At 59.2% G+C, this 22,615-nt stretch carries 32 protein-coding genes and 1 tRNA gene; 11 read left to right on the top strand and 22 right to left on the bottom strand.

Features of this window, described 5'->3' with window-relative positions; all coding sequences use genetic code 11:
- Positions 1-45: 45 nt before the first annotated feature.
- The 20 genes from ACA054_RS07460 to ACA054_RS07365 form a co-directional block, all read right to left on the bottom strand.
- Positions 46-396: a hypothetical protein gene (locus ACA054_RS07460; protein ID WP_497688822.1), complete on the bottom strand. Its 351-nt coding sequence runs from the start codon at positions 394-396 to the stop codon at positions 46-48.
- Positions 393-1,148: a hypothetical protein gene (locus ACA054_RS07455; protein ID WP_497688821.1), complete on the bottom strand. Its 756-nt coding sequence runs from the start codon at positions 1,146-1,148 to the stop codon at positions 393-395. Before ACA054_RS07455 ends, ACA054_RS07460 begins: the two co-directional genes overlap by 4 nt.
- 12 nt (positions 1,149-1,160) lie before the next feature.
- Positions 1,161-1,613 (bottom strand): hypothetical protein, encoded by a 453-nt coding sequence (locus ACA054_RS07450; protein WP_497688820.1) that lies wholly within the window; start codon positions 1,611-1,613, stop codon positions 1,161-1,163.
- A 4-nt stretch (positions 1,614-1,617) separates the two neighbouring features.
- Entirely contained in the window at positions 1,618-1,863 is a 246-nt protein-coding gene (locus ACA054_RS07445; protein WP_218495646.1) for a hypothetical protein, read from the bottom strand.
- Positions 1,864-1,897: 34 nt separating this feature from the next.
- Positions 1,898-2,086 carry a hypothetical protein gene (locus ACA054_RS07440; RefSeq protein ID WP_497688819.1) on the bottom strand — a complete coding sequence of 63 codons (189 nt, stop codon included), beginning with the start codon at positions 2,084-2,086 and terminating at the stop codon, positions 1,898-1,900.
- Positions 2,076-2,318, bottom strand: a complete 243-nt coding sequence (locus ACA054_RS07435; protein WP_497688818.1) for a hypothetical protein — start codon at positions 2,316-2,318, stop codon at positions 2,076-2,078. The genes ACA054_RS07440 and ACA054_RS07435 overlap by 11 nt, the downstream gene beginning before the upstream one ends.
- Positions 2,319-2,353: 35 nt before the next feature.
- Complete coding sequence (locus tag ACA054_RS07430; protein WP_103393070.1) at positions 2,354-3,298, bottom strand: Mu-like prophage major head subunit gpT family protein; 945 nt, start codon at positions 3,296-3,298, stop codon at positions 2,354-2,356.
- A gap of 39 nt (positions 3,299-3,337) precedes the next feature.
- Complete coding sequence (locus ACA054_RS07425; protein WP_497688817.1) at positions 3,338-3,751, bottom strand: hypothetical protein; 414 nt, start codon at positions 3,749-3,751, stop codon at positions 3,338-3,340.
- A gap of 41 nt (positions 3,752-3,792) precedes the next feature.
- The gene (locus tag ACA054_RS07420; RefSeq protein ID WP_497688816.1) at positions 3,793-5,148 is read right to left on the bottom strand and encodes a S49 family peptidase; all 1,356 of its coding nucleotides are present in this window, start codon (positions 5,146-5,148) and stop codon (positions 3,793-3,795) included.
- 2 nt (positions 5,149-5,150) lie between these two features.
- On the bottom strand, positions 5,151-6,761 hold the full coding sequence (locus ACA054_RS07415; protein ID WP_497688815.1) for a phage portal protein: 1,611 nt from the start codon (positions 6,759-6,761) through the stop codon (positions 5,151-5,153).
- The gene (locus ACA054_RS07410) at positions 6,758-6,979 is read right to left on the bottom strand and encodes a DUF6148 family protein (RefSeq protein ID WP_274073221.1); all 222 of its coding nucleotides are present in this window, start codon (positions 6,977-6,979) and stop codon (positions 6,758-6,760) included. Before ACA054_RS07410 ends, ACA054_RS07415 begins: the two co-directional genes overlap by 4 nt.
- Before the next feature lie 2 nt (positions 6,980-6,981).
- A complete protein-coding gene (locus tag ACA054_RS07405) occupies positions 6,982-9,000 on the bottom strand; it encodes a phage terminase large subunit family protein (RefSeq protein ID WP_497688814.1) in 2,019 nt (672 codons plus the stop codon).
- 19 nt (positions 9,001-9,019) lie between these two features.
- Positions 9,020-9,517, bottom strand: coding sequence for a hypothetical protein (locus ACA054_RS07400; RefSeq protein WP_497688813.1), 498 nt, complete (start codon positions 9,515-9,517; stop codon positions 9,020-9,022).
- Positions 9,518-9,706: 189 nt separating this feature from the next.
- Positions 9,707-10,423 carry a hypothetical protein gene (locus ACA054_RS07395; RefSeq protein WP_497688812.1) on the bottom strand — a complete coding sequence of 239 codons (717 nt, stop codon included), beginning with the start codon at positions 10,421-10,423 and terminating at the stop codon, positions 9,707-9,709.
- Positions 10,424-10,443: 20 nt separating this feature from the next.
- Positions 10,444-10,782, bottom strand: a complete 339-nt coding sequence (locus tag ACA054_RS07390) for a phage holin family protein (protein ID WP_179054248.1) — start codon at positions 10,780-10,782, stop codon at positions 10,444-10,446.
- Positions 10,783-10,972: 190 nt separating this feature from the next.
- Entirely contained in the window at positions 10,973-11,455 is a 483-nt protein-coding gene (locus ACA054_RS07385) for a hypothetical protein (protein ID WP_497688811.1), read from the bottom strand.
- Positions 11,456-11,783: 328 nt separating this feature from the next.
- Positions 11,784-14,480, bottom strand: a complete 2,697-nt coding sequence (locus ACA054_RS07380; RefSeq protein ID WP_497688810.1) for a bifunctional DNA primase/polymerase — start codon at positions 14,478-14,480, stop codon at positions 11,784-11,786.
- Positions 14,477-14,683: a TraR/DksA C4-type zinc finger protein gene (locus ACA054_RS07375; protein WP_008056023.1), complete on the bottom strand. Its 207-nt coding sequence runs from the start codon at positions 14,681-14,683 to the stop codon at positions 14,477-14,479. Before ACA054_RS07375 ends, ACA054_RS07380 begins: the two co-directional genes overlap by 4 nt.
- On the bottom strand, positions 14,676-15,164 hold the full coding sequence (locus ACA054_RS07370; protein ID WP_414920556.1) for a phage regulatory CII family protein: 489 nt from the start codon (positions 15,162-15,164) through the stop codon (positions 14,676-14,678). Before ACA054_RS07370 ends, ACA054_RS07375 begins: the two co-directional genes overlap by 8 nt.
- A 138-nt stretch (positions 15,165-15,302) precedes the next feature.
- Positions 15,303-15,530 carry a transcriptional regulator gene (locus ACA054_RS07365; RefSeq protein WP_497688809.1) on the bottom strand — a complete coding sequence of 76 codons (228 nt, stop codon included), beginning with the start codon at positions 15,528-15,530 and terminating at the stop codon, positions 15,303-15,305.
- Between the two features lie 99 nt (positions 15,531-15,629).
- On the opposite strand from ACA054_RS07365, the gene ACA054_RS07360 reads away from it, so the two are divergent.
- The 11 genes from ACA054_RS07360 (at position 15,630) to ACA054_RS07310 (ending at position 21,395) form a co-directional block, all read left to right on the top strand.
- The gene (locus tag ACA054_RS07360) at positions 15,630-16,376 is read left to right on the top strand and encodes a S24 family peptidase (protein ID WP_497688808.1); all 747 of its coding nucleotides are present in this window, start codon (positions 15,630-15,632) and stop codon (positions 16,374-16,376) included.
- Between the two features lie 138 nt (positions 16,377-16,514).
- On the top strand, positions 16,515-16,721 hold the full coding sequence (locus ACA054_RS07355; RefSeq protein WP_492598516.1) for a hypothetical protein: 207 nt from the start codon (positions 16,515-16,517) through the stop codon (positions 16,719-16,721).
- Positions 16,718-17,089 carry a hypothetical protein gene (locus ACA054_RS07350; RefSeq protein WP_008056014.1) on the top strand — a complete coding sequence of 124 codons (372 nt, stop codon included), beginning with the start codon at positions 16,718-16,720 and terminating at the stop codon, positions 17,087-17,089. Before ACA054_RS07355 ends, ACA054_RS07350 begins: the two co-directional genes overlap by 4 nt.
- Before the next feature lie 10 nt (positions 17,090-17,099).
- A complete protein-coding gene (locus ACA054_RS07345) occupies positions 17,100-17,375 on the top strand; it encodes a hypothetical protein (RefSeq protein WP_008056012.1) in 276 nt (91 codons plus the stop codon).
- On the top strand, positions 17,372-17,755 hold the full coding sequence (locus ACA054_RS07340; RefSeq protein WP_497688807.1) for a hypothetical protein: 384 nt from the start codon (positions 17,372-17,374) through the stop codon (positions 17,753-17,755). Before ACA054_RS07345 ends, ACA054_RS07340 begins: the two co-directional genes overlap by 4 nt.
- Positions 17,752-17,994 (top strand): pyocin activator PrtN family protein, encoded by a 243-nt coding sequence (locus ACA054_RS07335; RefSeq protein WP_497688806.1) that lies wholly within the window; start codon positions 17,752-17,754, stop codon positions 17,992-17,994. The genes ACA054_RS07340 and ACA054_RS07335 overlap by 4 nt, the downstream gene beginning before the upstream one ends.
- A gap of 59 nt (positions 17,995-18,053) precedes the next feature.
- The gene (locus ACA054_RS07330; protein WP_497688805.1) at positions 18,054-18,404 is read left to right on the top strand and encodes a YfdP family phage-associated protein; all 351 of its coding nucleotides are present in this window, start codon (positions 18,054-18,056) and stop codon (positions 18,402-18,404) included.
- Positions 18,405-18,444: 40 nt separating this feature from the next.
- Entirely contained in the window at positions 18,445-19,257 is an 813-nt protein-coding gene (locus ACA054_RS07325) for a DUF2303 family protein (protein ID WP_497688804.1), read from the top strand.
- A 74-nt stretch (positions 19,258-19,331) separates the two neighbouring features.
- On the top strand, positions 19,332-19,790 hold the full coding sequence (locus ACA054_RS07320) for a hypothetical protein (protein WP_497688803.1): 459 nt from the start codon (positions 19,332-19,334) through the stop codon (positions 19,788-19,790).
- A 166-nt stretch (positions 19,791-19,956) separates the two neighbouring features.
- Positions 19,957-20,172, top strand: a complete 216-nt coding sequence (xisR, locus tag ACA054_RS07315) for an excisionase family protein (protein WP_497688802.1) — start codon at positions 19,957-19,959, stop codon at positions 20,170-20,172.
- The gene (locus ACA054_RS07310; protein WP_497688801.1) at positions 20,169-21,395 is read left to right on the top strand and encodes an Arm DNA-binding domain-containing protein; all 1,227 of its coding nucleotides are present in this window, start codon (positions 20,169-20,171) and stop codon (positions 21,393-21,395) included. Before xisR ends, ACA054_RS07310 begins: the two co-directional genes overlap by 4 nt.
- Before the next feature lie 54 nt (positions 21,396-21,449).
- On the opposite strand, the gene ACA054_RS07305 is transcribed toward ACA054_RS07310, so the two are convergent.
- Positions 21,450-22,304 (bottom strand): DUF4062 domain-containing protein, encoded by an 855-nt coding sequence (locus ACA054_RS07305; RefSeq protein WP_497688800.1) that lies wholly within the window; start codon positions 22,302-22,304, stop codon positions 21,450-21,452.
- 194 nt (positions 22,305-22,498) lie between these two features.
- Positions 22,499-22,588, bottom strand: a tRNA-Ser gene (locus ACA054_RS07300).
- Positions 22,589-22,615 lie beyond the last annotated feature (27 nt).

The raw sequence follows: 22,615 nt of genomic DNA, 5'->3' as shown, positions 1-22,615 counted from the left end.
CCCAATCACGCCGCAGCGTGACCGGGCTCTGGCCAGTGCTGGCAATCAAGTGCGCGTAGAGCTGGCCCCAGTCGAGGGGGCCGGAGCTTCCCCCGACTCGCTCACAGGTTGCGCCTCCATCCCTGATGCGCTCATGACGGCATCCAGCGCGCCACGCATGTTCTGCAGGTCGAGAAGGCTTGCCACTTCCACACGATCCATGTCCGGATAATTACGACGCAACGCGGCGTGCGTGGCATCAATCACGGTCGCAATGCTGTCCTTGTCCATGCTGCCGGACATGACGTTATTGATGCGATCCAGCAGCTGCTCCAGGTCCCCCAACGACAGCGGCGGAATCACCAGCGTTTTGCCCGGGAATGGGAACGAAACACCCGGCACGTTGACGGCGGTCATTCGTTCGAACTCCAGTAGCAGACTTCACCGAATTCATCCTGGTAACCGGTGAACTCGAAGTCAGGGATGGTGTAATCGTCCTGCTTGGTCGAGATGCCGAGCTTGTTGCTGACGAAGTTGGGCACGCGCACGTAGATCGTTTTGCCTTTGTATTTCAGGAACAACTCACCCTGGAACACCGGCATGTCGCCCATGGGCAGGTTTTTGACCGACAGGCTCTTGCCCGTCGTCACGGTGTAGCGAAAATCGATGAACACCGGCACACCGACATCAGCGGCTGCAAAGGTGTATTTGCCGGCAACCGAATCGAATACGTACTGGCCCGCCGCTGGAGCAGCCAGCACTCGCTGGAACGGGACCGAACCCGCCCCACGAACACCCAGGTCACCCGAAACAATGCCGCCAGCCGGCGGTGCAACGGTGATGGAGGCGCCCACCGGAACTGGCGTCGGGGTCGTTGAGTGGCTCACCAGCACCTGGCCGGTACTGAGCGATTGCCCAAAGACCAGTTGGTTCCACTGGAAGAGGCTGATCTGGGCCGACTTGGCCTTGCCCGACAACTTGCCCTGCCCGCGCGCCGCATCGATGGCGAACTGGTCACCCCCGAACAACTCCTTGGAGTCAAAGGACAGATCAATAGACGCTTCCTGCATGATGCCGAGCAGGATCGGTGTCGGTGCGGCCAGCGAGTTGCCGAAGGCGTCCATCAGCGGGGTGGCATAAAACAGCCCGCTACCGAATGCAATTTGCATGAGAGGTATTCCTCAATAAATAGTGGGTCCCGACGACAGGTCGCCGGTGTTGCACAGATAGGTGAAGCGGTAGCGCACCATGCAGTTGCCCGCGGTGTTGTCGCCGTCGTCCTCGATCCAGTCGATGTAGAAACGTTGAATCCGGTCAGCCTCGGGAAAGGCGTCCTCCTCCAGCAGGACCGCGTGCACGGCAACCTTGATCAGATCCGCGACCTGGTCCCAGGCCTCGCCCGTGGTGGTGTCCTCGCGAGCGAGGATCTCCACCGACAGCTCAAACTGGTTGCGGTCTACCAACTGGCTTTCGCGTTCGGTGGTTTCCAGGTTCGGACGAATCACAATGGCCGGCGACATGTCCCGGGTGATCGCTTCCGTGCGACTGCGAAACACCCGGTCACCGGCCAGCGTACCGGCGCCAAGAATCAGCACCTTCGCCCGATCGACGATGCGCTCTTGAATGGAAGACATAGGGTTAGACCTTGGTGAGTGAAGCGAGACTGAAGGCCCCGTCATCGATCATCAGCCGGTCGCGCACCCTGTAGGACACGCCACCCACGCTGATCAACTTGCCGTTGACGATGCCCAGGCGCTCAGCCTCGGCGGTGATGATCAGGATTTCGTAGTAGGTCGACTGGCTGTTGATGCCGGCCATGGCACGGATCTCGTCCGGCATGTCCCGCACCGCCAGGAAGGGCTGGCCGTCAACTAGGCCACCCACATTGAAATCCTCGAGGAAGGCCGAAAGGTCCTCCTCAAACATCGCCTTCAGCCTTGGCCGTACTGGCCTTTTTGCTCGACTCGACCGGGGAAATTTCGCTCAGCTGGTTGCGGAAACGCTCCGAGATGTCGGCCGGCAACTCGATCGTCCCACCGACTTCGACCAACTCGTCGTTGGACTTGCGGAAAGAACCGCTGAGCACCCGGTAGGATTTATTCGCCATTACCGCCCCCTGCATCCTTTTCGACCTTGGTGACCTTCTGAGCCAGTGCCTTGTCCGGCTCACCGGGGATGACAATCACCTCCCCCTTCTTGAACTGGACCGGGCTGATGATCTCGTAGCGGCCTTTCTTGAGCTCCTGCAAGCAGTGCGAACGCGCACCGGCCTGAGCAGCCGTCAGGATCAGCTCGCCACCGAACAGGGTGATGTTCTGACCGACTGTGTATTTCGGCATTGTGATGTCCTCGAATGAGGTGCAAGCCCGAAGGCTTACACCAGTTGGTTCAGGACGGCGTACTGCCAGCGCCCGAAACCGACGTTGCGCCAGGTGTCGACGCCGTACTGGTGCGCGTCATTGTCAAACTCGTACTCCGAGCCCTCGGCTTTGGCCTTCATCACCACGTCGGTTTCCTGCTGACGGATGAACGATTTCAGGCGCCCGTCGGTGCGGAAGGTCACGAACTTGTCGGTCCAGGCATTCAGGCGGACGTTACCGATCACCCGCACGTTGACGTTGTCCGGCATGACGATCTCGCTGATGTTGGTACCGCGCGGTACGGTCAGCGCCGACTGGGCCACGCTCAGCAAACCGAAAGGCACCATCACCAGGAACTCGCGGGCCAGTTCGTTGATGGGCTCGCCTTGATCGTCCTTGAGGCTGGTCAGCTGGGTCACCGACTTGGCCACGGCCTGCTGGAACTCTTCAGGGCTCGGGCGCGAGGGAGTGCCGTGCAGCGTGGCCGCCAGCTCGCTGATGTCGGTGGTGATCTTGTTCGACTGCGGGCCGCTGTTGCCCTCTTCGTGATCGGTATCGAAGAAGTACTGGCCGTCGTAGCAGATCTGGCTTTCGCCGTTCAGCACCAGGGCCGACAGCAGACGAGCCCAGTGCGAGTTGGTGCGATCGGCCAGTTCACCGAGACGAATGCGCAGCTGCCCGGTTTTATCGCGGCGCAGCTCCTTGACCAGGACCTCGATCGTTGCTTCGTAGTGCAGGTTTTCGATTTCGAGGTCAGCGCTCACAAAGCCCTTGGCGTGGCGCCCGCCGATCCACTCACGCAGCGTCGGTACCGCGCCGATCCACGGATAAGTTTCCTTGGCCTGGTCCGAGTCGAAGAGGTTGGAGATCAGATCGATCCAGGTCGCCCCGGCGTTTTGTTCGAGCAGCTCGTAAAACGTGCCAATGACGGCACGGCTGGAAAGTACTTCAGCACCCATGGGTGTATCTCCTGATGAAAGACTTGATAAACCGGCGTATTACGCAGCCGGGACGGCCTGAGCGGCGAACTTGACGATGCCCGCGCCACCGCTCACAAAGCGGTGCACATGGCCGATACGGCTATTACTCGCTGCGGTGAGGACAAAGGTGCCGCTGTCACTGGCGTACACCGCTTTACCGATGTCGGTGACGGCCAGGGCTGCGACAGACAGTTGCACCTTGCCCGCTTCACGCAGGCGAACGCGCGCCGCGCCGGCAGCGCCGGTGCGGTTGTCCACACCGCGGTCAGCGAAGCCGACGAACAGGTCACCAGCAGCCAGCGGACGCGCCAGGCCATTCGCCGAGTTGATGCCGACGGCCGAGCCTTCGAAGATCTGCACGCCAGAAGCGACAGCCAGATCATTGATGTCGCCCGTCTCGTAAGCGCGGGGAGTGTCGAGAGTAAGAGGCATGAGGATCTCCAAAGCCTAAAGGGTGGTGGGTGTGGTCCGGGTTACTTCTTCAGGACTTTGATCAGGCCCTTGTCTTCGGCTTTGCGGTACGCGTGGTACGCACCGAAGTCGCCGAACTCAGCCCGCAATTCCTTGTTGCCGTCCCAGGTCGCCTTGGCGCGCTCCTCGAGCGGCGCCTCGGGGTCTTCCTGATCAGCCGCGGCTGCCGGCGTATCCGGTGCGGCTGCGGCAGGGACAGGCTTGGTCGCCGTGCTGCGGATATCCGCCAGCGCGGCAGTGCGCTTGGACTTTTCCGCGGCGATCACCTGGCTGGCTGCTTCAGCACCAGAGGTCAGGCCGTCGAATTTCAGGGAGGCGATCAACTCTTCATGGCCCGGCAGGCCGGCAGCTTCGACCGCCTGAATACGTTCACACTCAGCTTTCGCACCGGCGGCGTGAGCGGAGTGCTCCAGCGTCGCCAGCAGCTCGGCGTAGTTGGCCGCCAGGTAGGCACGGTCGATGGTTGGCTTGTCGGCAGCGGGCGTGCCTGGCTGGGTTGCGGTGGTAGTGCTCATAGAACGATCTCCGGAGTTGCTGCCGTTGAGTTCGGCAATCAAAGATTCAAGGGTGGATTCACGGTCGGCCATGCCCAGGGCCACAGCGTCTGAGCCGATCCGCATGTCGCCCTGACCGAAGTCGGAAAGGACGGTATCGACGCCAACCCCGCGATAGCTCGCGACGTCCTCGACGAAGATGGTGGTCAGGCGATCAACATGGCTCTGGGCCAAGGCACGGCCCTGCTCGGTCGCAAAGTCGGGACGTTTGTTTGGGCTCTGGCTACTGACGATCTCGACGCTACCGTCATCCTTGTTCGTGCGCACCGAGAGCACGGTGCCGATCGAGCCAACCGCGCCGGTGCGGCTCATGACGATTTCGTGGGCTGCCGCCGCCATCCAGTAACCCGCACTAGCGGCGTTACCCGACACGTACGCGACCACCCGTTTCGGGGACGCCCGAATCATCTGGGCGAACTCAGCGATGCCGCTGGCCTGGCCGCCGGGCGTGTCCATCACCAGGATGATGCTGTCGGTACGCGGGTCATCCACCGCCGCGGTGAACTCCTTCGCCAACACGTCTAGCGAAGTCGCGCCGGACATGGCAGTGAACAGGTTCGCGTAGCGAAACACCGGGCCGGTGACGGGGACCAGCGCCACACTGCCGCGCTGGGTCACGTTGCGGGTGTTCTGTAGCGACCTCCCCTGCCGAGCCTCTACAGCTTCGGGGCCTTCGTTTTCACGACGGGCGATCGCCGCGATGGTATGCAGCATGTCCGGGGTGATCGCCCAGGGCTCGCGCGACATCAGGTCGAACGCCGTCACCCGATGCGCCGGGAGTGCGTCGGTTGGTTTATCGGTCATGGTCAGGTCCGTTCGGGTAGGTCGGGGTTTTGCGGTAACTGGTCTTCAGGTTGAGAGGCCGGCGTGGCAGACAGGCCGTCTTCCATTCGACGCTTCACCTCCAGCGCGCGTTGTTCGTGGTTTTCTTCCCAGTCGCTGCCGTCGTAGAGCATCGATTCCTTGGCCAGTGTGCTAACACCCAGATCGACACGACCCTTGGCCGCGTTGATATCCTTGAGCGGATCCACGGTGCCCGGCCCATCCCCGACCCAGATCGAGCCGCAGTAGGCATAGCGCAGCAACGGATGGTCGAAAAAGCCGGGGGCATCGACGTCGCCCTGGGCAACAGCCTCTTCCAGCCAGTGCTCGTACACCGGCTGACAGAAGTCGTTGCCCAGAAAATCACGACAGCCGCGGATGAACTGCCAAGCTTCCATCACGGCCGCGCGCGCGGCGGTGTAGCTGGCGGTGAAGTGCTTGATCAGCACCTCATAGGGCAGCTCCAACGCCATGCCGATCTGGCGCAACATCGCCAATACAAACGGATCGAATGCCAAGTTGGGTCGCCCCGGCGCCGCAGTTTCGATCGATGCGCCGTCGTCCAGCTCCGCGACAATGCCGCCGCTGAGCGAACCGTCCCAGCCGCCAGAGTCGCGACCTGCAGGACGATCACCGCCCACCGGCGTGTTGCCGGTCGCGGCAGAGGCCAGCGGACTGAGACTGCCACCGGTACCGGGCTTGATGAAGACCGCAAAGAACGCCGACACTACGGCGGCTTCGAGTTCCGCATCGGTGTAGCGGTCGAGCTGTTTGAGCTTCTCGATTACCGGCGCCAGATACGGCACACCGCGAGGCTGGCCCACGCGACGACGCCGATACAGGTGCAACAACGCTCGGCCACCCCGTTCATTGAAGAACGGTCGCTCATCCCATTTCCGCTCTCGCACACCCAGCGCACCCGGGTGGCTGCGTAGAATGTGAGCCTTGATCGGTTCACCATCCGCGTCACGCTCGATGCCAGCGGTGAGCGTTTCGGTATCGGCCTTGTTGTCCGGGTTACACACCCGATCGCCTTCGATCAGCTGGATGCAGGCCGAGTAGTGCTGACCCGGGCGTTCTTTGTGGGTCAACAACGGAAAGACATCACCGCTGCTGAGCACCGAACGCCAGGCCAGATCCTGCAAGCCGTAAAAGTTTTGTTCGCGAGTGATATCGCAGGCCGTGGTTTCCGCCCACGACTTGAACAACGACTCGGTGTTGCGCTGCCACTCACGTGCGCTGTCCTCATCCCAGCCGAGGATCTGACGATTGACCACCGACTTCAGCGCCAACCCAGTACCGACCGTTTTGGTGACCACCGTGTTGATCGCGCCGCCGCCGATGGGGTTATTTCGCTCCAGGTCGCGGCAACGTTCCCGAAGAGTTGGCAGATCCGGCAGCAGATCCGAGGCTGCGCTACCAGCCCCCGGATTCCAGGCACTGAGCGAGCGTTTGTTCTTCGAGGCGCCGCTGTATCCGCCCAGCGCCGTCATCGTCATCCGCGCATGCATACGTTTTGCACCCTGCACGGGGTTCAACCAATTGATGGCCTTATCCAACAACGTCGGTTGGGAGGCCTTGGACGCGCGGCTCATAACGGTGTAATCCCGCGCAAGACAATGCCGCGAGGACGACCGCTGGCCAGTTGATCGACCTGGCGCTGCCAGTAGTCGATCATCTTGGTGATCTCCGCCGCGTCGGCGTAGTTCAGCTGACGAGTACCGATGCGGTAACTCTGTTTCTGGCTGACTTTCATGCTCGCATCAAGCCAGGCTTGAAGCTGGCTCTGCGCCTGTTCCAGGGTAATGGCCATCGTTAATTCCTGCGTTGGGAGAGCACGCGCATGGCACTGCGGCGCCCAGAAACAACTCTCCCGCCAGAAGGCGGGAGCTCGTTGGGTTCAGCGGGTGGTTTAGGTACCGGGTTTTCCGGCGCCGGTGCGGGATCTGAATCCGGCTCGATGTCAGCTTCCGGTGGTGGCGTATCAAACAAACCGCCTTGCCGGATCTGCGCATCCAGTGCAGCCCAATCGTGTTCATTGAGCAGGTGGGTTTTCAGCGAACGGGCCGCATGCAGCGCGTAGGTTTCGCAGTCCGTGGCTTCGTTTCGCTCGCCCGCCTTCTTCTGCCAGACCTTGCGATAGTGGTGCCGCCGGCTGGGGGCTTTCACTTCGGCGGTAATCTGCCGGAAGTAGTCCGGTCGCACTGTCTTGTAGAAGTGCATCCGACCCGGGCCTTCGCCCGTCAACGGCAGCCGGCCTTCGATCCAAAGATCCTTGGCCCGCGACGTACCGACGATGTACGGGCGCAGGCCGTACTTCGAAGCCTTTTGCTCCTTGTCGGTGTCCACACCCTGCCGAGGCGCGCTGAAGATTTCTTTGCGTTCATCGTCCCGGCTGTTGCCCCGCTCGCTGGCTCCCTTTATCGCCATCACACCGCGTTGTTGATGCTTACGGCAAAACGCATAGGCCGCATCCTGGGTAACGGTGCCGTCCGAGGTGTCCAGCGAGACGGCCAGGACTTTCAGCTTGGCGCCGCAGGCATGACTGATCGGCGAAAACAGCAGCTTTTCCAGGTCCAGCCAAACGCCCTGCCCTGGCAACACCACTTCGCCGTAGATCTCACCCCAGTAGAGCAACCATGACTCCTCGCCACGGCCCCAGGCGCGAAGAACGACCGCCAGGCGATCGTGCTGCACGTCAACGCCCGCGGTGATCACCAACCCACCCATGGGCACGAACATTTCCGGGTAATCCTCGGCCCGCTCCGCCAGCTTGTCGGCTTCGGGCAGATCCGATTTGTACTCGTAGGCGCGACCCTGTTTCTGGTTAACGAACTTGATCAGCAGCGACAGATTGCCCATGGCGGCCTGGTGCTCGGCGTTGAGCTGCTCGCGCACGATGTTCGCCAGGCTGGTACCCGGCAGACATGCATAGAGCTCGTTCAGTTCGATGAACCCGGCGCGCCCGGCAAAGGGCTTGGTCGCCACCCAACCGCAGAATGGATCACCCGCCTCGACGGCGTTGAACACCGTGTTGCGGATGTTCTCCTTGCGTTGGTAGTCGTCCCAGATCTCTCCGCAATGCGGGCAGGCATAACCGGCCGTGTCGGGATCCGCACGCCCATAGATTTCGTGCGGCTCGACGCCTTCATTGATGTCCAGGTATTTGATATGGGCGAAGTCCAGCACATGTGCCTGGCCGCAGGCATGGCAGACAATCGGCAGCACTCGGCAATCGGTCTGGGCAAGACGCGCCTCGGTCTTGCTCGCGCCCTTGATCGCCGGGGTTCCACCGACCAGCATTTTCGAACCGGGATATCGCTTACCACGTTCTTCGAGCAGGGCGATCGCATCACCCTGCCCCTTCACGTCGTCGCTGGTGTCATCCGGTTCCTCGACCACCGACAGTCCCACCGATGACGTCGACTTCACGTTGCCGGGGGAGTTCGAGGCCACCAACTTGAGGAAGCCGCCGGGGAAGCTCTTGTGGTCCCAGCGGTTGCCGGAGGATCGGCTGGTGTCGACCGGCATCAACCGATTGACCTCGGTGTTCGCCATCACGCCGTGCTTGAGCTTCTCATCGTGGAAGTTCTTCCCGTCTTTTTCCTTGGCAAACAGGATCATGATCGGCCGGGGCAGGAACTGGACAAACTTGAACAGGTAACCGATCAGGAACCAGGTCCAGCCGATCTGCGCGGCTTTCATCAGGTCCACTTCGCTGACGCGCGGATCATCCAGCGCGGCGGCAACGCCGAGGAAGTACGGCGTGTAGAGGAAGTCGTACAGGCCATGTAGCACGCCGCTTTCAGCGGGCAAGTAAAACTCTGTGCTCAAGTACTCCGCCGTGGGCACATCACGCGGCGGGTTGAACTTCCCCGCTGCTGCCAACAAGCTCTGCGCCAAGTTTTCGCGCGTAGCCTGCAATTCGCTCGGTTGTAGGTCCAGCAACTTTGGCCACCACAGATCGATCAACCGTGAGTTTCTGCACGTTCTCGATTTCCTGAATTAATCGTTCGACGCCGCCCAGGTATTCCCGGTTGGCGAAGGCCGCCCAGTCGGACAGCACCCGCTCCGCTTCCATGCTGGGGATCAGCGACCGCAATTTCTCGTGATACAGCAGGCGCCCGTTCGCCGCCTTGACCCGCCCTTCGTCAATCCGCACGGCGTTGAGTTCCTCCAACTGGCTGCCCCCACGCCCCGCCGCCTTATTGCGCAGGTCGCGGATGTACGCGATCCGGATCTCGTCCAGGCTGGCCGCCTGCCAATCACTGATGCCCAACCCCTTCAACACATCGCGGGCATTGCGCTCGCTCATGTCCAGGTGATCGGCAATCTCGCGTTGTGTTGGCATGGCCATCTCCTAGGACTGGACAGGAAGCGGAACCCCCTATGTCGGGTTGAATCTGCAAAAAGATCGGGGTTCGAATTACCCCAATTTCGTCATCGCCCGGAAGGACCCAATGAAAAAGGGGCTGAGGCCGTCGCATCCGACCGAAATGCACCAAAATCGACCGAAACCGGGCGAAATCGAGGCCGGCCGTCACCCCCGACCCATCTCACGGGCCAATGCCCGGCGAAACAGCGGTTCGAATTCGGCCGCGGCGACACGATCCGCCACGCCGTAGAAATCGAAGCGTCGACGATAGGTCGGACGCTTGACGAAGATCAGGATGGGACGCGCACCGCTGCCGACGCGCTGCCAGATGCCCAGCGGACCCGTGCCATTACCTGGGCGACCAGCGAAGTAGTCCGGGGCATTGCGATTGCGCCGCTTGCTGCGCGCCGTCCGGTTGGCCATGAAACCTGATACACGCTCGGCAGCGCCGAGGGCGGACAGTATCTGCATGATCTGGCCGCGGCTGATGTTGCCGCTGCCATCCATTCGGGCACGCCGGCCTGGTACCGCGTACATGTCGGCAGGCATCAGGCCGTAGTGAATCAGCGCCTTTTCAAATCGCTTGTGCGGGCGACTGCCGCCGTCCATATGAACCGGCAGGTACTTCGAGGCGGCGACACCCGAGCTGGATTCATCCTTGACCCACACGCGAGCAAACAGCCTGGTGGGGCTGGCTCCGCGCTTGTAGATCGAGTTCAAGGTCCAGCGGGTTGGCCGATCAAACACGCGGGCTATCTCGGCCGTCTCGGCTAACTGCACACGCTCAGCAGTGAAGGTCAGTGCCTTGGCCGCAGCCATGGGCACCTTGTTGCGGGCCAGCCCGCGCATCTCTCGCACGATCTTGTCGATGTTGTCTCGCATCTCAAGCCGCATCATTGCCCTTACTCGCGATCAGCGGCTGGCGACTGGGTGACGCCGAGGCGTTTGGCGGCCCAGCGTTCGTACAGGCCGATGGCAACATCGGCGCCGGCCATCGCAGTCAGGCAACCCAGGCTGCCTGCTGTCCAGATCGTCATGCCCGCGCCGATCATCAGCATCATTGCCGACACACCGCAAACGATGCAGGCACCGGAGCGAAGTGCCAGGCGCCGCAATAGCGCCCAGCCGCGCGCCCCATCCTTATCGGCTCGCCACATCTCTCCGGATACACCTCCAACCAGAGCCAGAACGATCACTAACCAGATCGGCATCTCTGCCAGCGCTTGCTGCTCATTTGTCATGTCGTGCCTCAAGTGAAGGTTTGTGCCGAACACAAAAAAGAAAACCCCGCCGGGGGGCAGGGTTTCGATGTCATGACGTTAGCCAAGACGGAGTGCACAGCACGTGCTCGGGTCAGCGCCAAGGCGCAAATTTCATATCGTGGTGACTTTTTACCCGCTGAGTACGGAACCGAAAAGGGGTCATTTTCGGTTATCCGACTCGACGCAACTTTGACGCAACTTTGAGGAGACTTTGAGGCAAAACGCCCCGACCGGCGGTAAGCCACTTACGGGCGTCAGCACGCTCGGCCAGCACTTCCAGCAGCCGCTCATGCAGACGGTGCACCTGGTCGTAGTAAGTCTGTTTCGCTCTCGACTCCATCCCCAGCAGATGCAACTGCATCAGCCAGGTCGGCGCCGGATCATCGCCATAACGCAGGCTCGCCAAACGCATCAGCCGATCACCCTGCTCACCCTGACGCCCGATCTCCGACAGGGCAGCGGCGATCTCCTGCGCAACTGCATCAGGCCCAGCTCCAGCGCCAAGGATGACTCGGGATCCAGGCGTGCCGCGTGGTGCGCAGCCACCCCACTCCATGATCGTTGCCATCGGACTGCCCATGCCGCCGCTTTCGCCATTGAGTCGAAGTTGCTCGCCCCAGTACTTCAGCAGTACTTCCATTGCCTGGATCATCGCCCTACTCCCCCGAAAACCGAACCCGACACAAAAAACACCCAACCCGACACAAACCCAACACAAACAAAACCCTTTAAAATCAATAGCCCTAATCGTGTTGTGTTTAGTGTGTTGGGTTTGTTGCGTATTTCCGTCCTCGCATGAAGAAAATAATCAGTCATCGGAAACCGAACATCTAACGTCACGCCTGCGCGCACGCGTAGCGAAACCCAACACACCCGACACAAAGCCCGCAAACCGCTGGAAAAGAAGGCTTCAGTCTGTGTGGGGTATCTGAAATCAACCCAACACACACCCGACACACCCAACACACTTTTAGATGTAGTCATGCGGCAGCCGCCTTGATGTGGTCCCAGCTGTCCACATGCCAGCCCGCAAGCTTCGCCTTGGCGCGCCAGTTTTCGACCTGCTTGCCCAGCTCGGCCGCCTTCAGTGATGGGGGCGGGGAAGCGGCCTGATCGACGGGAAAGAAGAACGCGCCAAAACGCCGGTTGCTGCCATCGGTCCAGGGAATCGCCCGCGTCTTATCGACCTCGGAACTGATGAACAGCGAGAACTTCGTCTGACTCATCACGTGCTCTTTATTGCGCTGGCACCATTCGAGGAACAGCGAATAGAGGTCGGTCGACAGACACGGCCCCCAAAGCCCCTGGCCCAACTCGCTGTACTTCCACAGATGCAAGAACGTCTGCCATCCGGCGCGACTCAAGGCCACCAGACGCTCACGAGCATCCGTCGACGGTGGTCGTGTCCGCTGGTTGAAGTCGCCCAGGTCGACCGACAACAACCAGCCGTACAGCGCCGCGACTCCACCCTGCTCCAGCTCTCGTCCGATCGCTTTTTGCCGTTCGACCGGTAAGGTTTCCATAGGCCACATCACCAGCATCCGCCGGTCACTGTCACTGATCGGCCACGGCAGAATTTCGTTGCTCAGGAATACCGCGTTCATATGGTTAGCTTCCTCCCAACCGTTGATGAACTTCGATTCCATTCGCACCGTTTTGCCGGTGATCAGGTGCTTGATCTTGCCCACTTGGTTGTACCGCTGGTCACGGCTCACAACCTCTTCAAACACCGACCACAACTTGCGGCTTTGCCAGGCGTTGAAGTTGCTCTCCAACTGCGTCTGGCCGACCGTGGCCGCGTACTGTCCATACAGCATGCCCAGTGCATCGGCGAACAGCAGGCTTTTGCCTGAGCCTTCCATGATCGAGTGCATCAGTACCGCGGTGTCCATCTTGGCGCCCAGGTGCTGCAACGGGTACGCCAACCAGCGGACGAGCCATTGGGCCGCTGCTTCATCGTGGTTGCACAAAAACGAAATCAGCCAACGCAGATTGGCGCAGGCTTCATCATCCCTGACAGGTTCCAGCGGCAGGCCATCAAAGGTATTGATGTACACCGCAGGGTCCTTGCTCATGGTCGGATCAAACACGATGTGTTCGACATCCACGGTGCGCCGCTCACTGCTGTTGAGCCACAGCGGATAAGTGTCACCCAGCGCCATCTTCACGGCGCCTTCGGCAATACGCCGCTTCTTTTCCCGATCCCAGACATCCTTGGTGCCATCGATGTACACATACCGATCAGTCGGCGGCATACCGAGCGCGCCGCCCTTCTTACCCGCCATACGTCGCGCTTGCTCGATGTCGCGGACGTGATCATCCGCAATCAACCGTTTGGCCATGTCGTCCAGCCACGCCTTGGCGAGGGGCTTGCCCACGCGCGCTTCAAATGCGGCCTTCTTCATCACCCGTGACTGGTCGCAGTCCCACACTTGCGTGGTGCCCTCGACCAGCGCAAAACGACGAAGTAAATGGTCTAGCGTGAGTGCCTCCCCCGCCCCCCCGTCAGGAGCCGGAGCAGCCTCGCCGATGGCGTCGTTCGCGCAGCTCGGCTCGCTCACTTCACCGGATGGGGTCGGGGGAAGATCCTGCGGATCAGGCCGCGATGAACGCTGCATACCCAACATACGCGCAGCATCCTTCACCGCTTTCGACTGATCGCCGCCGTGCTCGAGCAAACAGAACACCTCGAAGGCGTCATTCTGATGCCCATTCGCGAGCGGATCGGCACCGTGGTGCGAATAGACCTTGCCGTCAGCGATTGTCACACCTGGTAGGCCGGTGCTGCTCTGCGGGTAGAGCCACTTGCTACCCCGCTTGATATAGCCGTGAGTACGCAGCAGTTCTTCGATGTCGTGGCAGCGGTTGAACTCGTCGATCACTGACGGCTGCTTACCTACCGCAGGTGCTGAACGCTTAATGACTTTCGCCGGCGCCGTGGTTGGCTTGATGGCCCACGGGCAGGCTGCCTCGGCATCACGTTTGAAAAACTCCCAGCCTTGCCAGATGTTCAGCAGATCGACAGTCAGCGTCGGCAGGCCGTCGTTAGCGTTCGGTGGAGTTCTCCAGGTGTAAGGCTTGCCGGTACCCGGATGAATCGAAGGCGGGAACACGTCCTGTACCAGGCCGGCGCGAAGCTCGAACACCGTGAAGCGCTTGTACTCTTCAGCCTCCGCGCGCGCTGCAGCCTCCCCGACCCCATCGCCCTGCTCGTTCGCAGCCTTGGCTTTATCCATCAGGCCTTTGTGAATCGAACCGTCAGGGTCTTTTTCATTTGGCCAGGAAAGAGAGTGCCGGGTAAGCTCAATGCCTTCCGGCACTTTGAACACGACCCGGAAGCGCGCAGGGTTACCAACAATAGTCGGATACACCAACACCATGGCATCCAGATCAACACCCAGCAGCTCATACAACACGTGCCGCGTCCACTGAACGTCGTCGACGTCCAGCGAACAGACACGGCTCGGTCCGAGTACGACGCCGAGGTTGTGATTAGGGTTTCGTTGCCAGAATGCTTCAGCAGTGGCGGCATCAGTGATGTAACCGCCCGGTTTGTTCCACCCCATGCCTTTCGGGGTTTTTTCACCTGGTTCAATGGATACCAAGGCGAAGTTGAAAGTATCGATGTAGCGTTTTGCCCATGTGGCGATGGCTATTCCTTTTGCCGGCTCACTCATCGCCGAACCTCCCGCAACCCCTGGCAGTCGACACAGGTTTGGCAACCTGCAATCGTCTGCTGTCGAAGTAACGGGATGGCTTCGTCGCAATCCACACAGAACTGCGCACTGACGCGGTTTGATGGTGCAAGGCGACGGCGCTGAAGCGCAACGTCGAGCAAGTACTGCGCCTGATCATTGGCGCGATCGATTTCGTCAGCCATGGACACGATCCTCCATTGCCTGACGAGCGCCCGCCATGATGCCGAGAACTTCGCGGATCACATCCATGCCCTGCTTTTCAAGATCGAGAACTTCGTGAAGCTCCCATACATTGTCGGCAGCACCATCGTGCATGGCAGCCACGAACTCACCGGTTTCGCCGAGCAACTTACCGACGGCCTTCAGGGCATCCCGCGTTGCTGGTACTGGAACCGGGCGATACCAGACAGCGCCGGCCGGGCGCATCAGCGCATCAAGTAAGCGCGAATCGCCAGTAAGCCTGATCAACTCCTCAAGCTCATCAGGGTTCAGCCAACGGCGCTCTTCATCGAGCTTGAGTTTCTTTTGAAGGGTGTCGTTGTCCAACACCATGTCAAAGGCAAGGGCGGTGATTCCGCCTTTGTAATCACGACCAGCGCGATAGATCGCCTGACGCAATGGAAGGACCGGACCCGCGTCCGGCAAAAGATCTGTGCGACTCATAACCGTAAATCCCCTATTTACGGTGTAGCCATAGACCAGGGCAGACCCTATCCTACGACCACGACCGATGTGCATGTGCTGTGTGTCGTCGTAGCTGAGCTGGGGGATCTTTGGTGAGAGGCCCCAGCTCGGCACCTTTTAAGCTCCTTTAGAGCCGCGCAAATATGCCCAGTCAATATCTGCACGAAGCTGTTCGCAGGTGACTGAACCCGCAGACTCTCGCTCGATGCCTACCGCCAAAGCGACGCTGGCCCTGCGATTGCCGTAAGCGACCTGTTTCAACTGGCCTACTGACGTACCGCATCGGCCCGCGAATGCATCCAGCGACGCCTTATCAAGACTTTTCAAATACTCGTGCAAGGTCATACACACCTCCTTCTGAGCGCCGAGATTAGCAATTGCTAATGCAATGAGCAATAGCAAACCGTAATTTACTGTTTGCTAACGGAAGGCGATGATTGGCGAATGGATATAAAGAAAATGCGAATTCAAGTTTTGCGCGACTTGATGGGTGAAAGAACCCAGAAAGAGTTCGCCGAGCATTACAACCTGGATGCCTCGTACCTTTCCCAGCTTCTCAATGGGCATAGATCGTTGGGCGAAAAAGCAGCGGCGAATCTCGAAGCGAAAATCGGCCTTGCTGCGGGAACCCTCACCACGCCTTCTGTCTCGATGCGCGCATCCGCAACCGGAACGCTGCCACCATCTGAGAATCAGTCAGTCGACAGCAATGCCTATTACCTCGGCCCAATCGACGTCTGGGACGACGAGACCCCCTTGGATGATGACGAGGTTTACGTGCCTTTCCTTAAGGAAGTTGAATTGTCCGCGGGAAGCGGCAGGACTGCGGTTCACCAGTCCCACAAGCAAAAACTTCGATTCGGAAAGATGACGCTTCGGCGGCAAAACGTTCAGGCGAATGAGGCCGTATGCGTAACAGTTAACGGCAACAGCATGGAGCCTGTACTGCCACACGGCAGCACCGTCGGTGTTGATCAGGGCTGTACAACCATCACAGATGGAAAAATGTACGCGCTCAATCACGGTGGTCAGCTAAGAGTTAAGACGCTATACCGCTTACCTGGCGGAGGCTTGAGAATGCGCAGCTACAATCGTGAAGAGCATCCCGACGAAGAGTACAGCGCGACTGACCTCATCAAAAACGAGATCATCGTGATCGGTAAGGTCTTCTGGTATTCCGTGTTGCTGTAGGACCTCACGCATCGAAGAACCCGCCAAGTGCGGGTTTTTTTTGCTAATCGAAAAACTAATTTAGCATTTGCTATTGCAAGTTTATTTAGCCGTTGCTAATTTTGCACTCGTATCTACCTCTCACCAAGAGTACGAGCCATGCAAACCACACAGCACAGCAACACCCGCTGCCCGGTGTACCTGCACCCATCCGCATGCAGTAGCCGGGCCGCCGTTGAAGCGATCCAGCGCCGCACCGGACTGCTGGTAATCACCAGCGCTAAAGGCCGCACCGAAGCCGTCAAGCCATTCGACATCGTCGCCGTCGATAACAGCTCCTGGCCTTTCGGGGGTGACGCAGCATGAACAGCTATCTAATCCCACTGGCAAAGCAAGAGCTCCTGCACCACATGCTGCAGGTCGGCGGCGCCGCCGTGTGCCCCCTTCAAAGACCAGAGCAAACCATCCACGCAAGCTTTGAAGTCGAGCTCACCGACACCACCGCCCTCATCAATGTTGACCTGGGCGGCCACACCGGCGAACTGACCCTCAAGCGATCAGACCGAGCCAACCACCTGCACCTGCGAGATTTCATCCAGGACATTGCGAACGGCCGGATTGAGTCGGCGCGACCCGCGCCACCAGAACAGTCCGGCCGACTGGCGCAAATTGATCAGGCACTGGCCGACTCGGAAGCATTGCTTGACCGCGTTCGCAAACTGATCGCCGCCTGAGGACAGCGCCATGAACCGCACCCTGGACCAAACCGCCGCAGTGCTCGGCATCAAGCCCCGCGCCTTCCGCACCAGGTTGCGGGAGCTGGGCATTTTGAACAGCAGCGGTGACCTCGCCAGCCAGTATCGAGACCAAGGCCGCCTGTACTCAGACCCCCGCGTCCGCTGGAACCCCACGATAGGCAAACCGGTTCACTACGCCGTAGTGATGGTGAAAGAACCCGGGGTGGAATGGCTGGCAAAGAAGCTGGGCATCACCATTACGAACAAGGACGCCGCCGCATGAAAACCAATCAAGCCAACGCCTACACCCAAGCCCTCGGCGCCCTGAAGTTGATCCCGATCTTCCTCAACTGCCCCGGCGTCATCAACCGCGCCACGCTGATCGGCGCCTCGACGGAAGCCGTCCAGCTGCTGGAAAGCATGCCAGTGCTGAGTACCGATCTTGCGGAGGTATTTCGCTGCGTCAACAACGTCATTCAAGACGGGCAAGTGGCCTACGTCACCCCTACCAACTCGCCGGAGTACCCATTCGGTGCCGTGGTGGCTGATGCCAAAGGCCAAATCTGCGCCGCCGCGATGGGCAAAAGCAAAGAAGGACTGGCTGAATTGATACGCCTCAAGCTGGTGCCCCGATCGGAGGGGTTCGGGGAGGAAGCCGCATGAGCAACACCCTCGACCTGCTTCGTAGACAGTTCGCCACACCCTGCCCTTCATTGACGGCAGTCCGTGAACAGTACTTCACGCACATCCGGACCGACCGCTACCTGCTGGAAGAGATCAAGGCCGGTCGCATCGCCCTGGTCGTCAAGCGGCTACACAACTCGGCACGGGCGAAGCGCGTGGTTTATCTGCACGACCTGGCCGACTTCCTCGACGCCCAAGCGGCGAAGCAAGCGGCCTGATTTATCGGTGGCCCCTGCCGTTCAGGGGCAAACAACTCGCACTCACTGAGGCACAGCACATGAAACCAACAGACACAGCCGAATTCATCGGTGAACTCAACGCGGGCGTCTTCGCGAACCAGATCGGCCACGCCCTTTCCGAAGTTGCATCGGGCGTTGTCGATAACGGCAAGGTCGGCTCCGTCACGCTGACCTTCACGCTGAAACAGATTGCCGACAGCCACCAGGTAACGGTCAACCACAAGCTCGCCTACAAGGTGCCAACCAAACGCGGCAGCCGCAGCGAAGACACAACCCTCGACACGCCGATGCATGTCAACGAGGGCGGTCGCCTGACCTTGTTTGCCGAAGCCCCTCGCGCGGGCCAGCTGTTCAACCGAGACGCCGCGCCGATTCACCCGAAGTCCTAACCGCTATATCCATGCCTCTCGCCAAAAGGAAAACGATCCGATGGAAGCCAAAGCAATTCAGTTGATTCAAGACACCGCCGTATTGGCCTATGCCAAGCCGCTGAGCACCTTCACTCCGGCGCTGATTCTGCCGTCTGATCAGAAGATCCACAGCATCGAGAAGTTCCAAGCCGCTCGTAGTCGCTTCCGCGGTGCGCTCACCACCCACTCGTTGCTGGACTTCGGCAACTACGTGATGGAGCAAAGCGCCGAAGTCGTCGCATCTGGTTTTGTCGACGCCGAAGCCATGTCTTGCACCGTCATTTTTAACCTGGGCAACACCAAAGAGCCCGGGCACGGCGATTTTACCGCCACCCTCAATCTGAGAAAGACTGCCGCCTTCCGTGCGCTCGAGCGTGCCGCCACCATCCAATTCGCGCAGAAAGACCTGAGCGACTGGATTGAGGATTGGGCGTCGAACCTCCAAGCCCTTTCAGCGGACGATAGCCACATCGATCTGCGCAAAGCCGCTAGCGCTATCCGCTCCATCAGCATCGAGCAAGCACGCAAGAGCGAACATATCGTTGGCGATCTGAGCGCATCCCGCTCGGCGATGGACCAGATCGAAGCCAAATCCTCGGAAGGCCTGCCAGCCGAATTCCTATTCACCGTCGAGCCATATGAAGGACTGAAGGTGCAGATCATCCGACTCCGTGTTGCTGTCCTCACCGGCGGTGACAAGCCCCTACTGCGCCTGCGCTGGATTGGCGAAGAGCAGCTGCGCGAGGACCTCGCACAAGAATTCAAGGATGTCGTTCAGCAGGAAGTCGGTGGCGGCGCGAAGTTGACCATCGGCAGCTTCAACTTGGGCTAACCACCACTGCAACACCCCGCCGCCGGCCTCTCACCAATGATCCCAGCGGCGGGCTCTACCGAGGAACACAGTACATGCAAACACAACACCAGATCATCATCGTCATTTGCTCAGCCATTGGCCTTCTGTTGATGGCCTACTTCATTCGTGAAGCAGTCCTGCGCTCACTCGCCCGCAGCTACAGCAGAGGTTTGGACGAGCGCAATGCCGTGCATTCGCTTCGCATTGAAGCTTTGAACACCGACATCGCCGACCTGAATCGTCTGCATCGCGCCGACCAACACCGGTTGGAGAAACTGGCTCGACAAGCGCGTGCTACGCACGCAACCCCGGTCCTCAAGAGCGACCACTTGGCCCTGCTAGAGATTGCCACCACCCTCAGGCTAGCCAAAGACACTTGGGAGGCATTCCCGGGAACCGAGGCTTATCGCGTGAAAGCAATCAACCAGGCCCACTTCGTCGGCGCCCTGGCTTATCGCTTGCTGGATAGCATCAATGCTGAGGAACGCTTGGCGCTGAAGGATGCCGCATGACCGCCCTGCGCCGAACAGTCCGAATCCGCCGAGGCCAAATGCCCCCACTCGACTTACAAACGATCTGCGACAAGTGCAACAAGTCACGGGCGCACGGCAACCACGAACAATGCAGCAAGCAGCGCCAAGCCGAGGGTATCGCCCGGCGCGCAGGGGAGAAACAACAATGAGCGCAGCAGAGAAACTCGACCTCCACATCACACCAGGCGCCTGGTTCCGCCAGGACCTGCTGTATCCAGTGTTCGGTCTGAGCACCGAAGCTGTCCGCAAGTACCGCACCCGCGGCCTCTGGCTTGAAGGCAAACACTGGCGCAAGGACCCAGCCAACGTGATCGTTTACAACCGCTCCGCCATTGAACGCTGGATGGAAGGGAAACCATGACCGACAAGATGCCGACCGGCGTTGAGATGAACGGCAAGCAGTTACGCATTTGGTTCATCTTCAACGGCCAACGGTGCCGGGAACCCTTGGAAGGAGTCTCGAAAGTTAACAAGGCCGCGATCGCCTACGCCGACAACAAGCGCCGCACCATCCTCGCGGAAATAAAAGAGGGCCGCTTCGACTATGCGGCCCACTTTCCGAACTCGCCCAGGGCTGCCATGTTTACGGGGACTGGCGGCCCTTCGCTAAAGCGCACAGTGAAAGAAGGCATTGATCGCTGGCTGGAGGTTCAGCGCGCGCTCAAAGCTTCGAGCACTGTCGTTAACTACGTCAGTAAAGCTGTGCACGTCGAGAAGAAATTCGGCAAACGCCGGATCGTCGACATCAGTAAGAGCGACATCGAGTTGTTCCAGGCGCAGTTACTCAAGCAAGGCCTCGCACCGAAGACAGTGAACGACATTTTCACGGTCGTCCGTGGGGTCTGGGCTGATGCCTTCGGCGACGGCATCTTGAAAGCCAATCCGCTCGACCGGATCAGCAACGTCGGATCTGACGTCGACCTGGAGCATGCAGACCCCTTCAGTCGCACCGAGATCGACTTGATTGGCAACGCGGATCCCGACCGGCGAGCTGACGCCCGGATGATTGAGTTCAACTGCTGGGCCGGGCTGTCCCTGTCCGAGCTCATCGGGCTTGCCGTTGAAGACATCGATCTTGAAGCCGGCCTGGTACACGTTCGCAGGGCATTGGTCGTCGGTGAATTCAAAGTCCCCAAAGAGCGATCCAGGGTTCGAGTCGTCGAGCTCATCGACCCAGCACTTGAACTGATGCGGGAGATTGTTGCCGCTGCCAAAGACGCCCCATCCGTGGAGATCACTGTCATCCAGCGCGACAACATCACGTCCAAGAAAATGAAAGTCAGATTCCTTTTCCGCAGCTCGACCAGCGGTTTGCTGTGGAGTGGCAAGACACTGAGCAATTGGTTTACTGCCCATCTGAAAAAGGCAGAGGTCCGCCACCGCGGGGCGAATCAGTGCCGCCACACCTTTGCCAGCCAGATGTTGTCGAGCTATGTACCGGTCGAATGGGTTGCCCGACAACTCGGACATGCCGACACAACGATGGTGAGAAAGCACTACGGGAGATGGATACCGAAGGATACCAAGAGCATGGCGGGTATCGTTTCGAAGATGCTCGGTTTCCGGGGAAGCGAAGATGGATGACCTAGATCTTGAGATGCGCTGAGGCGCATCTCAAGATCTATTTTGACTTTATTGTCAAGAATCTATTTTATCGGCGAACTCATAGCCCTTCGCGGTGATCTCGAAAATCTCCCCCTTTACCCCCCGCGGAGTGACCAATTCCTCATTCTGAAGCTGATTCAACCCGGCCTCCCACCTTGCAATCACTCGGCGCTCAGCACTCTCCAAAAAGCTTTTACCGTTTGATTGCATCGCAGATCCGCCTAAAAAGTGGAGATATAGGATTTGGCCCTGCGGATCCTGGCTTGCTTCTTTCAGCAAAGTTCTAGCTTCCAACGTCAGCGACTGAGTTGCCGGAGGAAAAGTGCCTGAAGCCATAGGAACTGCATCCGGAAGCTGCACCTGTGCAAGCTTGAACATTTCATGAGCGTTAAGTTTTTGTTGAAGTTGCCTGGTGAATTTAGTACGAAACTCACCGAGACCTTCAAAAGACTCGTACAGGCCACGGCTTCGACAGGATTCTTTGAATGCTTTCAGAGTTTGGTACTGCTCATGATCAACGTTATCTATCACTACTGGTGTACTGGAGAAATACAACATCGCCAAACGCCCAGCGGCTATATGCCTTTCAATCTCCTCAATCGTTCCACTGGCAAACTCCGTTGTACGAGTTCCGGCTTTCGTCCAGAAAATACCTACCAAAAGATCGCAGCTGTGAAGGACTTGCTTGTTGATGATGTCCTGAGGGCCGCCGGCTCCCATTTCCGGTGAAGAATGAGTTTCCCAACCGACGGGCATGAGTACAACCTTCCTCGCTTCAGAATGGATGGCGTTCCATTCGTGAATGACTTCACGGAAGACTGCACGCTCAGCTTGGACATCCCCAGGCGAAGCAACCATCACGTTAAAAACCTTGGCGTCGTAACTCATCCTTCCCAGTTCCCCGATTACCTAATGTTACAGATGAACGCAGAGTATCAGATGACATCAGTGAAAGGCGTCCAGCGGTATAGAACGGCCTTGAGTCGTAGATTTCTGCCCTAAATTTGCCCTAAATATGACGCTAGAAACGAAAAAACCCCTGAAAACTTCAACATTTTCAGGGGTTTAATCGTACTTAATAATGGCGGAGAGATAGGGATTCGAACCCTAGGTACCGGTGAAGGTACAACGGATTTCGAATCCGTCCCATTCGGCCACTCTGGCATCTCTCCAACGGCGCGCATCATAACAACACTTTT

The sequence above is a fragment of the Pseudomonas sp. LBUM1653 genome, from assembly GCF_059716115.1.
Note: the sequence above shows the minus strand (reverse complement) of the source record. Positions and strands in the feature narration are given on the sequence as shown.